At 36.1% G+C, this 15,931-nt stretch carries 13 protein-coding genes; all 13 read left to right on the plus strand.

What is annotated here, in order from left to right:
• Positions 1–63: 63 nt before the first annotated feature.
• The 13 genes from AB8M93_RS02990 (at position 64) to AB8M93_RS03050 (ending at position 15,930) form a co-directional block, all read left to right on the plus strand.
• The gene (locus AB8M93_RS02990) at positions 64–1,530 is read left to right on the plus strand and encodes a lipopolysaccharide biosynthesis protein (RefSeq protein ID WP_373056147.1); all 1,467 of its coding nucleotides are present in this window, start codon (positions 64–66) and stop codon (positions 1,528–1,530) included.
• 186 nt (positions 1,531–1,716) lie between these two features.
• Complete coding sequence (locus AB8M93_RS02995) at positions 1,717–2,505, plus strand: polysaccharide deacetylase family protein (protein WP_373056148.1); 789 nt, start codon at positions 1,717–1,719, stop codon at positions 2,503–2,505.
• 128 nt (positions 2,506–2,633) lie between these two features.
• Positions 2,634–3,530, plus strand: a complete 897-nt coding sequence (locus AB8M93_RS03000) for a GNAT family N-acetyltransferase (RefSeq protein ID WP_373056149.1) — start codon at positions 2,634–2,636, stop codon at positions 3,528–3,530.
• Positions 3,531–3,744: 214 nt separating this feature from the next.
• Positions 3,745–4,827 carry a glycosyltransferase gene (locus AB8M93_RS03005; protein WP_373056150.1) on the plus strand — a complete coding sequence of 361 codons (1,083 nt, stop codon included), beginning with the start codon at positions 3,745–3,747 and terminating at the stop codon, positions 4,825–4,827.
• A 57-nt stretch (positions 4,828–4,884) separates the two neighbouring features.
• Positions 4,885–6,018, plus strand: a complete 1,134-nt coding sequence (locus AB8M93_RS03010) for a glycosyltransferase (RefSeq protein ID WP_373056151.1) — start codon at positions 4,885–4,887, stop codon at positions 6,016–6,018.
• Between the two features lie 109 nt (positions 6,019–6,127).
• Positions 6,128–7,069, plus strand: a complete 942-nt coding sequence (locus AB8M93_RS03015; RefSeq protein ID WP_373056152.1) for a GNAT family N-acetyltransferase — start codon at positions 6,128–6,130, stop codon at positions 7,067–7,069.
• Between the two features lie 102 nt (positions 7,070–7,171).
• On the plus strand, positions 7,172–8,260 hold the full coding sequence (locus tag AB8M93_RS03020; protein ID WP_373056153.1) for a hypothetical protein: 1,089 nt from the start codon (positions 7,172–7,174) through the stop codon (positions 8,258–8,260).
• 16 nt (positions 8,261–8,276) lie between these two features.
• Positions 8,277–9,131 (plus strand): glycosyltransferase family 2 protein, encoded by an 855-nt coding sequence (locus AB8M93_RS03025; RefSeq protein WP_373056154.1) that lies wholly within the window; start codon positions 8,277–8,279, stop codon positions 9,129–9,131.
• Between the two features lie 63 nt (positions 9,132–9,194).
• A complete protein-coding gene (locus AB8M93_RS03030; RefSeq protein WP_373056155.1) occupies positions 9,195–10,160 on the plus strand; it encodes a polysaccharide deacetylase family protein in 966 nt (321 codons plus the stop codon).
• Between the two features lie 34 nt (positions 10,161–10,194).
• A complete protein-coding gene (locus AB8M93_RS03035) occupies positions 10,195–11,379 on the plus strand; it encodes a glycosyltransferase family 4 protein (protein WP_373056156.1) in 1,185 nt (394 codons plus the stop codon).
• A 204-nt stretch (positions 11,380–11,583) separates the two neighbouring features.
• On the plus strand, positions 11,584–13,407 hold the full coding sequence (locus AB8M93_RS03040) for an ABC transporter ATP-binding protein (protein ID WP_373056157.1): 1,824 nt from the start codon (positions 11,584–11,586) through the stop codon (positions 13,405–13,407).
• Between the two features lie 11 nt (positions 13,408–13,418).
• The gene (locus AB8M93_RS03045; protein WP_373056158.1) at positions 13,419–14,333 is read left to right on the plus strand and encodes a glycosyltransferase; all 915 of its coding nucleotides are present in this window, start codon (positions 13,419–13,421) and stop codon (positions 14,331–14,333) included.
• Between the two features lie 46 nt (positions 14,334–14,379).
• Complete coding sequence (locus tag AB8M93_RS03050; protein WP_373056159.1) at positions 14,380–15,930, plus strand: aldolase catalytic domain-containing protein; 1,551 nt, start codon at positions 14,380–14,382, stop codon at positions 15,928–15,930.
• The last annotated feature ends 1 nt before the right edge of the window (position 15,931 follow it).

Below are 15,931 nucleotides of genomic sequence, written 5' to 3' on the forward strand. Positions count from 1 at the left end.
AGGCTGTTCTCTTAGATTCTTTAATTTTTCAAGCTGCTAATAGCTTGCCACTAGAATTAACTTATGTCTTTACAAAAAAAGGCCTTTTCAGGTATTAGCTGGACTTTTATTGAACAATTTGGGAGTAAGGCAATAAACTTTACTGTCCAGATTGTGCTGGCAAGATTAATTGCTCCTGAAGAGTTTGGTCTTCTAGGAATGATCTTAATTTTTAGTGCCGTGGGGAATTCGCTTACAGATTCTGGTATGAGCCAGTCGCTTATAAGGTCTGAAAAGCCGGACGAAGATGATTTTTCTACTGTTTTTACCATAAATCTTGCACTTTCTTTATTCCTGTACCTGGTATTCTATATTGCAGCTCCACTTATTTCCAGCTTTTACGATCAACCAAGATTAACAGACCTAATTCGTGTTTATAGCATCACAATAGTGATTAACAGTTTGTTTATCATACAAAAAACAAGGTTAACCTACGAACTGAATTTTAAGTATCAAATGAAGGCCCAGTTGCCGGCGCTTTTATTAGCAGGTCTTACAGGAATTGTAATGGCTTATATGGATTTTGGAGTTTGGGCGCTGGTGTATATGGAAATAGTATTGGGATTATCTTTAACTATAATCTACTTTTTCCAGACACGCTGGTTACCAAAGATGAAACTTTACCGGCATAAATTAAAAGAACATTTTTATTTTGGCTACAAACTGGCCATTTCAGGAATTATTGGGCGTATTGTAAAAAACATTTTTCCCTTGATTATTGGCCGGTATTTCTCGGCAGCAATGGTAGGATATTATACAAGAGCCGTTACCATGAAAGATTTTCCTATTGTAACTTTTTCAAATACTCTGGATAAGGTTTTGTACCCGGTATTTTCAAAAATTAAAAAAGATGAAAACCTGAAACAGGCGTATCAAAAAACACAGGTTCTTGCATTATTGATCTTAACCACAATAATGCTCCTCCTTATTTTAACTGCACATCCTTTATTTGCTTTTTTACTAGGAGATAAATGGCTGCCCGCGGTTCCCTATTTTCAATTGTTATGTATAACAGGCATATTTTATCCCATTAATAAGTACAATTCTAATATTTTAAAGGTTAAGGGTAGAACAGATTTATACTTAAAAATGGCAGTTATAGTTAATGTTACTCTTGTTATAGGAATTCTGTTAACCATGAAAATAGGAATAATTCCTTTAATCCTCGCGCAAATAGCCAATAGTATTATAGCAGTACTCATTAACATTTATTATGCGAACAAGTTCATTGATTATCCTCTGCAAGAGCAAGTTGGGGATATACTAAAAACCTCCTTTCCGGGATTAATAGCTTTTTCAGCAGTTTTTAGTTTAATGTATTTTACTCCTATATTCGAAAATCTAATTGATGTAGTTGAACTGATAGTAACCGGAGGCTTATTTCTTTTTATACTTGTCGCTATACATTTCTTTTTTAAGACGTGGTCTATGCAGGAAATGATAAAACTTTTAAAAGCCACACCTCTTGGAAAACCTCTTAAAAGAAAGTAAGCTAATTATCTTTAAAGGGTTCACATAAAGTGTAGAAAACCAGCAAAACGATGAATGTTTTAATAGGGTTTTAACCTTGTACCTCATAAGTTATAATAACTTTGAAGAATTGTAGCTTTCTTGGCGACCTCCTACAGATAGCTCAAACTTGAAGAGGAGTACTTATGAATCAAAATCAGGAGACAATTGGTTATTACCTATCATAAATTCTTTAATACCCTAAATTTTGAAAGGCAAATTCAATATTTAATTTTCAAATTTGATTTAGAAAATAAAGAAAAATGGAAAGCAGGGGAGAAGAAAAAGCTAATAATTACGGCAGATGACGGGGATCCCAGTTTCTACTATAAAGCTTTTCCTGTTTTAAAAAAATATAATATTCCTGCTATCCTTTTTGTTGTCACAGATTTAATTAACACCAATACGCCCTTCTGGTGGGATGAGATAGAATATTATCTTGGTAAGGAGGAGGGCAATAAAAAAGTATGGGAGGTTAAAACCTGGCCTAATAAACAGAGAGAAATCTTTTTAGTTAACTTAAGAAAGAATTCGGATAAACCGGCTTTAAAATATCCTCAACTAACTACTGCTCATTTAAAGGAAATGCAAGATGGAGGAATAACAATAGCAAATCATTCCCATACACATCCTATGTTTGACCATTGCTCCCCGGAAGAACTGGAAAATGAAATGGAACGATCTACCACAATTTTAAAAGAACTTGGGTTTTCCCCTGAAGTTTTTGCTTATCCCAATGGTAATTTCTCCTTTGAATCTGAAATTATTCTAAAAAAATATGGAATTAAAACGGCTTTTCTTTTTGATCATAAAATTAATAGCAATATAAACCCACTCCGGGTTTCCCGGTTGACCGTGGATGATACCACTCCATTTTGGAAATTTAAATTTATAATTAGTGGATGGCATAGCCGCATCCTGCCTATAACAAAGGCAGTGGCGAAGATGAGAAAATAAACCAGCTTACAGGATTGCAAATAGCTTAAATGCTACTGTTAGGGAAAGGTAATTTATCTCCTTTAAAATATATAATAAAAAGAAACCAAGAAAGAAATAGTTAAAATGGAAAATAATTTTCAGGAAAAATGGAGGCCAGGAAAAAACTTGATTTAACTTTTAGGGAGATCGATTATTCGAAGGATTTGACTGAAGTAGTAGCTTTAATTCAAATAGCTCTGGACCCTGGTTTCTCTGTTCAGCATTTTAAATGGAAACATTTGGAAAATCCTTTTGGCAGATCCTTCGGGATTTTGGCCTTGGATGGGAAGAAAATTGTAGGGTTAAGAATGTTTATGTTCTGGAGTTTTTATAGTGCTTACAAAAAAAAACGAATTCGCGGCATAAGGCCGGTAGACACGGTTACACATCCAGAATATCGGGGACACGGTATTTTTAAGAAACTTACCCTAGATGGTTTAGAGAAATGTAAAGAGAATTATGATTTTGTTTTTAACACTCCAAATGAGATCAGTTTTCCTATATATTCTAAATTGGGTTGGCAAAAAATGGAGCAGGTCCAAGACATAAAAATTGCACTTATAAACCCTTTTAATGCCTCCTGCCATTATCTGGATATAAAACCAGAATTTCTAACGGAAAAAGAAGATTTCTATCCTTTGGATACCTTACATACTTATACATCTTTAAAATACCTTAAATGGCGATATAAAAGTAATAAATACTCCATTGCTTATTTTCCTGCTCAGAATATCTATATAGCCTATGGTACAAGCTCTCAATATCTTGTTATTTATGAAATTTTAGGCAATCCCAAATTTGCTGAAAGTAAAATGCTTTACACTTTAGCAAGGAAGAAGGGAAAGGTCTTAATATACTATTACGATAATGAAATCCTGGCCAAATTTCATCTTCCGGTGACAATTAAGAGGAAAAAACCTGTTATTGTGATGAGGAATCATGAAAAATTAAATGCATCTAAAGGATTTAAATTTTCACTGGCAGATTTGGAGGCCGTTTTTTAATCAGATAATCAAGCTATATTCTTTAACCAAAGATAGATGCACTCTGCTGTTTAAAAAAATTTATATAAAAAGCCTGCCTTCTTCTGCTAGCAATTATAATTTGAAGAGCAAGCTTCATTTATGCTGAGAGTATGAAATTTTATATAGCGTACAGAAAAGTTTATTTTAGCCGTTTTATAAAAAATCGAAAGGGAAAGTAAAATTAATTAAGCTATTGAAAATATTACAACTTATAAATAAGCACCAAAACAGAGGAGCAGAAACTTTTGCGTGTCAGTTGGCTGGACATCTTATAGCTTTAGGACATCAGGTTAAAATGGTTGCTGTTTTTAACGGAGAAGCTAATTTACCTTTTAAAGGAGAAATTATCTGTTTAAATGCATCTCCGGGCAAGCGTTTTCTGGATCTAAAAGCTTGGAAAAATCTTGCTGAGGTAATAAGCACTTTTCAGCCAGATATTATTCAGGCAAATGCAGGCGATACTTTAAAATATGCCATTTTTTCAAGAATAATCTTTGGTTGGAAGGCTCCCGTACTTTTTCGTAATGCGAGCGAGGTGGGACGGTACCTCACTTCCTATTTTCAGAAAAAATATAATGGGTTTTTATACAAAAAATTAGACGCTGTTGCTTCTGTATCAGCGGCTTCAGAAAAGGATCTTTTACAACACTTTCCTTTTCTAAAAGGAAAAACAGAGGTTATACCTATTGGTTTGGAAGAAATAAAAGAAATTTCTCCTGTGCATTTACAGCCAGGATCAGGAAAGCACATCGTTCACGTAGGGGGCTTTAGTTTTGAGAAAAATCATAGAGGCTTGTTGCGAATTTTTTCCAAAGTATTAGAGAAAAATCAACAGGCCTATCTTCATCTTGTTGGCGACGGCCCTTTGAAAGAAGAAGTTGAGACTGAAGTAAAAAAGATGGGTTTAAGTCCTCGAGTGCGGTTTTATGGTTTCGTAAACAACCCGCTGTCCTTCATAAATGTTGCAGATGTCCTTGTTTTACCAAGCATTATAGAGGGGCTTCCGGGGGTTATTCTGGAAGCCATGTTCTGTAAAACTCCGGTGGTTGCTTACAATGTGGGGGGGATATCTGAAATTGTTGGAGAGGGAAAAGGTATTTTAATAGAAAAAAATGAAGAAGAACTATTTTCCGAAGCAATTCAAAAGTCTATTAAATCCCCTGAAGAATTAGGTATAGACAAGGCTTACCATATGGTTACAAATAATTATATGAATTCGGAAATAGCGTTAAAATTCGTTAATTCTTACAGAAAAATTGCCACCGCCCCGGAATAGCTTAAATTTGCCGCTAATCTTTTCACATTAAAAAAGAAAATTCTTTCAACGCTCATTATGGATAGAATAAAAATCCTTCATATCATAAAGTCTTTGGGTAGAGGAGGAGCAGAGGTTTTACTACCGGAAACCCTTAAATTACATCATCAGGAAAAATTTGAGTTTCATTATATTTATTTCCTGCCTTGGAAAGATCAAATGGTGCAATCTATTGAAGAGGCAGGGGGTATAGTAACATGTATTAAAGCCTCTAACAACTTAAGTTTACTGGGCAAATCTAAAGAAGTGATCCATTACTGTAAAGAGAATAATATAGATATTATACATTGCCATTTACCCTGGTCTGGATTTTTGGGTAGGATTGTAAGCCTTAGAACCACTATTCCGGTTATATATACAGAGCATAATATACAGGAACGTTACCATATAGCCACTAAAATTCTGAATAAGCTGAGTTTTAATTTTCAGAGCATGGCAATTGGAGTTTCTGAAGATTCCTCAAGATCTGTACTAGAAAATATAAAACCAAAGATTCCCGTAAATACTGTATTAAATGGAGTGAATACGGAGTACTTCAGGAGAAATTCAGATAAAAGCGAGAGAATAAGAAAACAGCATAAAATTCCTGAAGATGCATGTGTAATTGGCAATATTGCCGTATTCCGGGAACAAAAGGCTATTCCAGACTGGATAAAAGCCTTTAAGGAAATAAATTTAAAACATCCTGAGGTCTATGGGCTTTTGGTTGGGGCAGGTCCTAAAGAAGATGAAATTAAGGCTTTGGTAAAAGAGCATAAATTGGAGGATAAACTTATCCTTCCCGGCCTTCAAACCGACACTGCAGCTTATTTTTCGGCTATAGATATTTTTATGATGAGTTCTGCATTTGAAGGCTTGCCCATTGCACTTTTAGAAGCTATGAGCATGGAGTGTTGCGTGGTCTCTACAAAGGCCGGGGGAGTGGTTGAAGTAGTCCGGGATGGAGAAAATGGCTCTTTATGCGAGGTAGGGGATTATAGGTGTCTGGCCGGAAAAGCTTCCGCATTAATAGAAGATCCTGTAAAAAGAAAAGAATATCAGGTGGCAGCCAGGAAACGCGTAGTTAATAATTTCAGTTTAAAAAGAATGGTAGACGAACTGGAAGGTATATATTTTGATTTTATGAAAGGTGATCATGGCAATAACAAATAGCCTGCTGCTGTATTTCGCATTCCCGAATTAATTTAGTTAACCTACAGGTTTAAGCATGGCATCTTCATGAAAATTTAATACTTTCTAAAAGTAAAACTTTCTACAATAAATGAACATAAGAAAAGCTACAGAAGAGGATATCCCTGAAATTGTAAGTGTTTTAAAAGCCAGCCTTGGAGAAAAAGAACTGTCCTTGTCTGAGGAGATTTGGAGATATAAGCATGTATTTAATCCTTTTGGAAAGTCTGTTGTTTTAATAGCTGAGGAAGAAGATAAAATTGTAGGGGTTAGGGCATTTATGCGCTGGAAATGGCAGAGCAATAATAAAACATATTCGGCTTTTAGAGCTGTAGATACGGCTACTCATCCTAAGCATCAGGGAAAAGGAATCTTTAAGAGGCTAACTTTGGCAGCAGTAGAACGTGTGAAAAATGAAGGAGATCATTTTATTTTTAACACTCCTAATGAAATGAGCCGTCCCGGTTATCTAAAAATGGGATGGGAGCCGGTGGGTAAAATCTATATAGGCATAAAACCTTCTTTAGGCTTTCTTAATCTAAGAAAGAAGAGTGTGTTCCCAGCAATACAAAAAAATACAACGGCTCAAAAAATCGATGTACTTTGCCACCACTGGAACCACAATCTTCAGAAATCAAAATCGAGTTTTACTCCCAAATCTGCTGACTTTCTGGAGTGGCGGTACGAAAAAAATCCCTTACAGGAATATACCGTAATTGCGGAAGATTTTTACTATTTGGCAGTCTATATAAAAAAAAGAGGAAAATTAAAAGAACTGCGTGTAGCTGAATTTCTTTATAATGAAGATGAATTTAATAGGGAAGAGCGCAAGAAGCTATTAAAGAACATTGAAAAAAAATTTTCAGCGCATTTAATAAGCTTTTCTCCGCAGTTTCTTGAACTGTTTGGTAAAAAGGGTTATTTAGGTCCTCTTCTTGTATTAAATGATCTAAATTTAACCCCAGAAGAAAGGCTTCTATTTAAAGATATTACCAAGTGGTATAACAGTATAGGGGATCTGGAATTATTTTAATTTATGTTAGGGGTTCTCATTTTAATTATATTATTTGCCGGTGTAAATCAAATCATTTTTGGTTTTTATCAAAAAAAACATTCTTTTTTTGATAAAAGGCTTATGAACCTTTTATACCTGTACCACACAATATTCTTTGGGGTCTACTTATGGTACGCGTATAACAACCCCTCCGATTCAAAAGGATATTATAGCTTTTACATAGATAATCCCAATGTAGGCTGGTTTGAGACTTTTGGCACAGATACCAATTTTATTAATTTCTTAGGATATCCCTTCCATTTCCTGGGGTTTTCCTATGAAATGCTTATGCTAACCTTTTCCTGGATGGGATTTGTAGGCTTTATCTATTCTTATTTGTTCTTCCGGGAAAAAATTCCAGTAAAAGTAAAGATATTCAAGTCATTTGATCTTTTAACGCTCCTGCTTTTTCTGCCTAATATGCATTTCTGGACCGCTTCTCTAGGTAAAGGAGCGCCTATTTTTATGGGAGTAATGATATTTGCCTATTCCATTCTTTATCCTAAATCCCGTTTATATACCTTAATTTTAGGATCGCTTATCGTGTTTTACATCAGGCCACATGTATTTCTGTTTTTGGCAGTGGGAGCTGTTGCAGGGTATATTACAGGTAGGGATAAAATTTCATTTGGGAGGAAATTTTTGGTGGTTGCAGGTATGTTGGCAGGATTACTTCTTGTACAGGATCAAATTTTAGCGGTTGTTGATTTGCAAGGTTCAGACAACCTAATTGAAGATTTTGAAGATTTTACCGGTGACAGGGCTGAGAACCTTAGTAAAAAAGCAGGATCTGGGGTAGATATGTCTTCGTATAGTTTACCGTTTAAATTATTCACCTTCTGGTTTAGACCTCTCTTTGTAGATGCGCCAAATGCGTTGGGGTTAATTATTTCTTTTGAAAATCTGATATATCTTCTGCTTTTTCTAAAAATTATCAGAAAGGACTTTTTTCATTTCATTAAGCGGTCCCCCTCTTATGTGAAAATGAGTATGGTTATATTTCTTTTAACCTCTTTTGCCATGACTTTTGTAATGTCTAATCTTGGGATTATAATGAGACAAAAACAAATGGTCATGTATTTTATTTTCTTTGTAATTTATTACTATCTAGCAGAAAAAAAATACAAAAAGGTGAAGCGTAGGCGCAAGTTGAAACTTTCAGGAAATTAAAATGGTAAAAGAAAATATGATAGTAGAAGATCCTGTCTCGGGAACTGTAAAAAATACTTCCATGAGGAATAAAAAGGTGGGGGTGGTTATTCTTACCTACAATCGCCTGCACTTCCTTAAGATTTGTTTGTGTAAAGTACTTGCACAAACCTATGACAAGATGGAAGTTGTGGTGGTAGATAACAATTCTAAAGATGGTACCAGGGAATACCTTAATGAACAGGAAGGAGTTCAAAAGATATTTCTTAAAGAAAATTCTGGTCCTGCAGGAGGATTTTATGCAGGTATTAAATATGTTACAGAAGAACTAGATGTAGATTACTTGTGGTTGATGGATGATGACTTTTTTCCCTTTAATTCCTGCTTAGAAAACCTGATAAAAAATGTTAATGAAGACATGATGGTTTTTCCGTACGTAAGGGAAAAAAATTTTGCCACCCAAAGGAAGCCCGGATGGTGGGGAGTACTGCTTCCTACCCAGATCATAAAAAAGGTTGGATATCCCAGGATGGACCTTTTCTTCTGGTCTGAGGATACCGAATACCTCCAGGCAAGAATTATTCAGAAATTTAAATTTAGGCAAAAATGGGTTGCTTCTGCCAAAGGAGTCCACTTTACAGTAAGAAAAACAAATTACAGGCAACCCTGGCGTTACTATTACGAGATTCGAAATACCATTTATTCCCGACTGTATATTAAAGAGACTACTGGATTACGCATCTACAAACTTTTTAAGACCTGGGTTAAACTTTTTGGTAACATCTTATTGAAGGAAAATGAAAAGATGGAAAAGATGCTTTGGTTTTTCCGGGGTACCAATGATGGAATTTTTAAAAAATTAGGAAAGAGGAAAGAACTTCATAAAGAATAAAAAAGCATTTAGGGAAGTTTCATTCTTTCTGAATAAAACTTCCCCAAAATTTTTAGATAACTTATGGCTTATAAGGAAAGCGGACATTTTGTGATTTCCCTGGATTTTGAATTATTATGGGGGGTTTTTGATTTAGTAGATATTGAAGAAAAAAGAAACTATTTTGAAAAGACACGTCTGGTAATACCAAAAATTCTACATGCTTTTGAACAAAATAATATTCATGCCACCTGGGCAGTTGTGGGAATGCTCTTCAATAAAAACTGGCAGGAATGGGAAAAAAACATTCCCGAAAGTTTGCCCTTATATAACAATCCCAAACTTTCAGCTTATCGTTACGCTAAGAACCTAGGAGCCACTGGGCATGAAGCATTGGTTTTTGCTCCTGAAATTATTAAGGAAATTATCAATGTTAATGGGCAGGAAGTGGGTACCCATACCTATTCCCACTATTACTGTCTTGAACAGGGACAAACCCCGGTGCAATTCAAGGCAGATCTGGAACAGGCTGTGAAACTGGCCAGAGAATTGAATATTACTTTAAGGTCCCTGGTTTTTCCAAGAAATCAGCTTAAACAAGAGTATCTGGAAATTTGCTTTCAGCTTGGGATCCGTAATGTAAGGTCAAATCCTTCATCCTGGTACTGGCAGGATACCCAATCTACTTCTATTTTCACTAAAACTTCTCGTTCTGGAGACGCTTATTTTCCATTAGGTAATAAAACGTATCCCTTTTCAGGGCTTAAAAAAAAGCCGGGAATGCCAGTGGAGCAGAAGGCCAGCAGGTTCTTCAGGCCTGTAGAGGAAAATTCTTTTTTGAGAAATCTAAAACTAAAGCGAATAAAAAGGGAGATGGCATATGCTGCAAAAAATAATAAAATTTACCACTTATGGTGGCACCCTCATAATTTTGGAGATAGGCCTGAAGAGAGTATTCAGGATTTAAAACTGGTCTTGGAGCATTTTAGTATGTTGCAAAAAAAATACAATTTCCAATCTTCTAACATGGAGGAAATTGGGATCTTATAAGTAAGCTAATAATTAATAAAATCTGGCTCCCCACATGCAAAAATTAATACGAGTTACTACGGTGCCTTTATCATTAAACATCCTGCTAAAGGGCCAGCTTTCCTTCTTAAATAAATACTATGAAGTCCTTGCCATATCGGGGAATGGTAAAGATCTGGAAGAAGTTCAGCAAAGGGAAAAGGTTCCCACTGTTGCCATAGAAATGGAAAGGGGCATAAGCGTCTTCAAAGACTTAAAATCCTTTTGGAAACTCTACACATGTTTTAGAAGAGAAAAGCCAAAAATTGTACACTCTATAACACCAAAAGCAGGCCTGTTAAGTATGGCCGCGGCCTATTTTGCCCGCGTGCCTATAAGAATGCACACTTTTACAGGGTTGGTGTTTCCTTCGAAAACCGGCATGTTACAAAACTTATTGATCAATATGGACCGGTGTTTATGTTTTTTTGCCACCCAAATATATCCCGAAGGACAAGGGGTGAAAAGGGATTTAATTAAATATAAAATTACGAAAAAGCCATTGAAGGTACTGGCGAATGGCAATGTTAATGGAATAGACATCTCCCACTTTAATCCAGATGTTTTTAGCCAAGAAGAAAAAGAACAGCTGCGCCATGATTTTGGTCTCCAGCCTGAAGATTTTGTTTTCGTTTTTGTTGGGCGCCTAGTAGGAGATAAAGGTATAAATGAGATGGTGGCCGCTTTTAAAAAACTTGATTCCTGTAGAGGTAAAGCAGATTCCAGAAAGGGAAAAAGTCTTAAGCTCCTTTTAGTGGGGCCATTTGAAGCTGAACTTGATCCATTAATGCCAGACACTCTGGAAGAAATGCAATCTAATCCTAATATTTTGAGTGTAGGTTTTCAGCCTGATGTAAGACCTTATTTTGCTATTAGTGATATTTTGGTTTTTCCCAGTTATCGTGAAGGATTTCCAAACGTCGTGTTACAGGCGGGTGCTATGGGATTAGCTTCTATTGTCACAAATATTAATGGCTCTAATGAGATTATTGAAGAAGGAATTAATGGCATAATTATACCTGTTCAGGATTCTGAAGCTTTGTTTGAAGCCATGAAAAAAATGATTCTTGAGGAAGAATTTCGGAACAAGCTTAGCAAAAATTCCCGCCGAATTATTAAAGATAAGTACGAAAATAAGGAAATCTGGAAAGCGCTTTTGGCCGAGTATAAACAGCTGGAGGAAAATTTAGGTAAAGCATAAAGTGAAAAGTTTGTTTAAAAGGCTTTTCAATAAAAATTGACTAAAGGGTTTGTTGCTATTTGGTCCTGAGGAGGAGCAACCAGGTATTAAGTAAAAACATGATCGCAAAATTGCTCTTACTACTTAATTAGCACCAGTACCACAACTTTCACGCAATATAGAAGCAGCGAAAGGAAAATTCTTTTAGCGTTAATATTAGTACATTTGAGCTGGGACACCTTTAAAATGAACGAAAATCCGCTAATAAAATATTTTTTTAAATATTTCAGTTTCTTCTATAAGTATCTGAATTACCGGATTTTTGTGGCCATTGCTTTGAGCCTGCTGGTTGGGATATTAGATGGCATCGGAATTGCTTTTTTTATTCCCCTGTTCCAGCTAATATCAACAGGGGGAGGAGCAGATGCTTTTGGGAGTACTGCTGGGGAAAGTGATGTTGTGACTAATTTCTTTCTGGATATTCTGCAAATTCAGCCTACCCTGCTCAATATCTTTTTTCTGATTTTTTTATTTTTCAGCCTTAAAGGTATTGCCAGGTTTTTCGAAACCTACGTAAGGATAATTTATCAGCAATATTTTATGCGCAAAATCAGGATTTCCAACATTAACCTGTTTAGCAAGTTTGATTTTGAGCAATTCCTGAAAGCAGATACGGGAAGAATTCAGAATACTTTTAGCGCAGAAGTACAGAGGGTTAATGTGGCCTACAAGCACTATTTAAAATCTATCCAAACCGGTGCCTTGGTCTTTGTTTATGTAAGCCTGGCGCTGAGTTCTGACTGGAAATTTACTTTCCTGGTGCTGTTTGGATCTTTCTTTTTAAATATTCTCTTTCGGTTTTTTTATAAACGAACAAAATATTATTCCCGGCGATATACCAAAAAAGCACACCGGTTTCAAAATTTGCTAATTCAAAAAGTTCATCTGTTTCAATATTTAAAAGCCACGGGCTTAAATGATATTTATGCGGGGAAGTTAAAGGAGAATATTATTGAAGTGGAAGCTGTTCAGAAAAGACAGGGTGTAATAGATTCTATTCTGGCTGGTTTAAGGGAGCCGTTGGTAATTTTTGTGATTTTTCTGGCCATCTTTATCAATATATATTTATTTGAAGAAACACTGGGAACAATTTTACTAAGTTTATTGTTGCTTTACCGGGCAATAACCTTTTTTATAGGCATGCAGGAACAGTGGAATTCTTTTCTAACCGTTTCAGGGTCCTTGGACAATATGGCTCTTTTTACGGCTGAACTGGAAAAAGGTCAGGAGAAAAACGGGGACATCTCTTTTTCAGGATTGAAGAATGGGTTGAGTTTTCAGGATATGACTTTCGGTTTTGGTGAAGGCGCTATTCTTAAAAATATCAATTTAAAAATTGATAAAAATGAAACTGTGGCCATAGTGGGAGAAAGCGGGGCGGGAAAATCTACTTTGCTGAATATTATGTGCGGACTTTTAAAACCTGATGGTGGTTCCTATAAAATAGATGATCAAAATATTGCAGATTTAGACCTGAAAAGTTTTAAAAGAAGAATAGGTTACATAGTGCAGGATGCTGCAGTGTTTAATGACAGCATCTACAATAATGTCACTTTTTGGGCACCCAAGACCGAAGAAAACTTCCGCAGGTTTTTAAAAGCGGTCAATCAGGCTGCAATTGCAGACTTCATCATGGATTTACCAGCTAAAGAAGATACGATCTTAGGTTCTAACGGAATAAATATTAGCGGTGGCCAGAAGCAAAGACTTGCCATAGCCAGGGAACTTTTTAAAAATGTGGACATTCTATTTATGGATGAAGCCACCTCTGCCTTAGATGGGGAGACCGAAGCAGCGGTACAGCAAAATATTCAGCAGCTTCATGGGCAATACACCATTATAATTATTGCTCACCGGCTGGCTACTGTAAAAAATGTTGATCGCATTATTTTGATGCAGAATGGAGAAATTCTATCTACCGGCAACTTTGATGATTTATACAAAAAGTCTGCAGTGTTCAGGGAAATGGTCGAGCTTCAAAATTTATAACTGGCCTTGTAATGGAAAATGAAAAGTTTGCTGCTTTTGTTATCACTTTTGAGCGACCTGTGATTCTGCTGGAAACCCTTTCTATTTTAAAAAAGCAAACATTTCCCCCTCAACATATTTTAATTATAGATAATAGTATTAGTGATAGAACTGAAATTGCTCTTAAAGAACACATTTCAGACTCCCTGGAGTACTACAGAGTGGGCTACAACAGTGGACCCGCCGGAGGAGCCAGGATTGGCCTTGAAAAACTGGCAAATCTGGGTTATGATTGGATTTATTGGGGAGATGATAATAATCCGCCGCGCGACTACAATGTTTTTCAAGAGACTTTCAAAGCTCTAAGGGAATATGTTAATGATGCTCAAATGCCGGGAATATTTGGCGGGAAAGGTGGTAAACTAAACAAGACTACAGGTAGGGTGAGGTCTCTGTCTAATAAAATGCTTAGAGCAAATAAATTTGCTGAAGTAGATGTAATCCCTGGTGGCCACACTATGCTGGTGAATTCCGGGGTGGTTACCGCTGGTTGCCTGCCGGACGAGAAATTATTCTTTGGCTTTGAAGAAATGGATTTTTGCCTAAGCGTAAAAAAAGCCGGTTTTAAGTTAATTGTTGATTCTGAAACCTGGTTGAAGGTGAGAAGAAGGGATAATCATTTAAAAGAAAACTATCGGTGGCAAGATGCTTCTTTTGGCAGGGAGGAAATATTGAACAGGGACTATTACAGCACCAGGAACCTGCTGTATATATTTTTGAAGAATAAGTTATATTCAGCTTTTATTGTGCTTCTTCTTAAGTCGGTTGCAAAAATCTTACTGGGATTTAAATATGGCTGGAAGTATGGTAAAGCTATGGCCGGGGTACAATTTTCAGCATTAGGAGATTTCTTTTCTGGCAAATTTGGAAAACAGCGGGATTTGTAGATTCTGTTTTGCCCCTTTAAATAGTTACCTTTATAAAAATTTTTTTATGCTGAATTTTGGTCAGAAACAGGTCCAGCTTCTTGATTGCACGCTGCGTGACGGGGGCTACTATACCCGCTGGGATTTTGATGAAAAGCTGGTGGAACAGTATTTTCAAACTATGAATAAGCTTCCTGTTGAATATATCGAGATCGGGTACAGGTCTAAGCAGAAAGAGAAATATCAGGGCGCATTTTATTACCTGCCGGAACAAATTCTTAAAAAGTGCGAGAAATTAAGTGCGAAGAAATTAGCGGTAATTTTAAATGAAAAAGAACTGCAGAGTGAAGAAGTTGAAGAAATTCTTTCACCCTGTGTGGGAATAGTAGACATGGTGCGGCTGGCCGTGGCACCAGATAGGTTGGCAAATGCGCTAAAGATTGCTGAAGCAGTTAAAAAGATGGACTTTTTGGTTTCTTTAAACCTGATGTATGCAAGTAAATGGGAGGAGCAGCTATATGCTTCAGAAGATTTGAAACGCCTGGACAACGTGCTGGATTATTTTTACGTGGTAGATTCTTATGGCGGGATGCTTCCTTCAGAAATAAAAAAAACTTTCACCCGGCTAAAAGAAGTGCTTTCTGTAAAATTGTGTTTTCACGGCCACAATAATATAGAAATGGCCCTTGTTAATTCATTAACTGCAATAGAATCCGGAGCAGTAATTATAGATGCAACAGTGTGTGGGATGGGCCGTGGTGCCGGAAATCTAAAAACCGAACTTTTTTTAAGCCTTCTGCATAAAAAGCATAAAATCCCGGTAGATTTTGATATTCTTAATGATCTTGTGGAAAATTTTTTAAGGCTGAAAGGAGAGTACAAATGGGGGACTAATCTGCCTTATATGCTTTCCGGCGCATTCTCTTTACCTCAAAATACGGTGATGGGCCGTGTTAAAAAAAGATTTTTTTCGCTGAATGCTATAGTAAAGGAAGTTTCTGAAACCAATGAGCATTTAGATAATCCCGATTTTCCTTCTTTCACTCCAGATAAGATGCATTGGGAAGCCATTATTGTTGGAGGTGGAAATACACCTCAAAAATATGCAGTCGCTTTAAGGGAATATCTTAAAAAGAACCCTGAAACTTGTGTTATTCATTCCAGTTCAAAAAATGTAAATGCATTTATGGATTTGCCAAATGACCAGTTTCACTGTCTTTCAGGAAAAGAAATAATCAGATTAGAGGAAAAACTGCCTTTACAGGAGGAGGATAAAAGATTTCTACTCATTTCTTCCAGATCAGGAGTGGTAGTTCCAGAGAAATTTTCCTCCAGATTTAAGAAATTGCTAAAAGTTCTTGAAAAAGGGACTTTTCAGGAAAAATTTGAATTATCTACCACAGCAATGGCTATTGATATAGCGCGATTGTTGAATGTTCAGCAGTTACTTTTTACAGGCTACGATGGTTACGCAGGAGGAGTTACTAAGGAGCAGCTTGAGCTTTTTGAAGAAAATCAGGAAATTTTTGAAGAGGCAAAAAAGATAGGGTTTGTGCTTTTTTCACTTACGCCAACCCTGTATATGATCAATTCAAAATCAATATTTTCATTATTGTAAG

Origin of the sequence: Autumnicola aciditolerans, from assembly GCF_041679265.1 — a bacterium.
Classification (GTDB): domain Bacteria; phylum Bacteroidota; class Bacteroidia; order Flavobacteriales; family Flavobacteriaceae; genus Autumnicola.

Coding starts and splice junctions, on each gene's coding strand:
- AB8M93_RS03050 (WP_373056159.1), top strand. CDS start 14,380: ATGCTGAATTTTGGTCAGAAACAGGTCCAGCTTCTTGATTGCACGCTG.
- AB8M93_RS03020 (WP_373056153.1), top strand. CDS start 7,172: ATGAACCTTTTATACCTGTACCACACAATATTCTTTGGGGTCTACTTA.
- AB8M93_RS03000 (WP_373056149.1), top strand. CDS start 2,634: ATGGAGGCCAGGAAAAAACTTGATTTAACTTTTAGGGAGATCGATTAT.
- AB8M93_RS03025 (WP_373056154.1), top strand. CDS start 8,277: ATGATAGTAGAAGATCCTGTCTCGGGAACTGTAAAAAATACTTCCATG.
- AB8M93_RS03030 (WP_373056155.1), top strand. CDS start 9,195: ATGGCTTATAAGGAAAGCGGACATTTTGTGATTTCCCTGGATTTTGAA.
- AB8M93_RS03015 (WP_373056152.1), top strand. CDS start 6,128: ATGAACATAAGAAAAGCTACAGAAGAGGATATCCCTGAAATTGTAAGT.
- AB8M93_RS03035 (WP_373056156.1), top strand. CDS start 10,195: ATGCAAAAATTAATACGAGTTACTACGGTGCCTTTATCATTAAACATC.
- AB8M93_RS02990 (WP_373056147.1), top strand. CDS start 64: ATGTCTTTACAAAAAAAGGCCTTTTCAGGTATTAGCTGGACTTTTATT.
- AB8M93_RS03045 (WP_373056158.1), top strand. CDS start 13,419: ATGGAAAATGAAAAGTTTGCTGCTTTTGTTATCACTTTTGAGCGACCT.
- AB8M93_RS03010 (WP_373056151.1), top strand. CDS start 4,885: ATGGATAGAATAAAAATCCTTCATATCATAAAGTCTTTGGGTAGAGGA.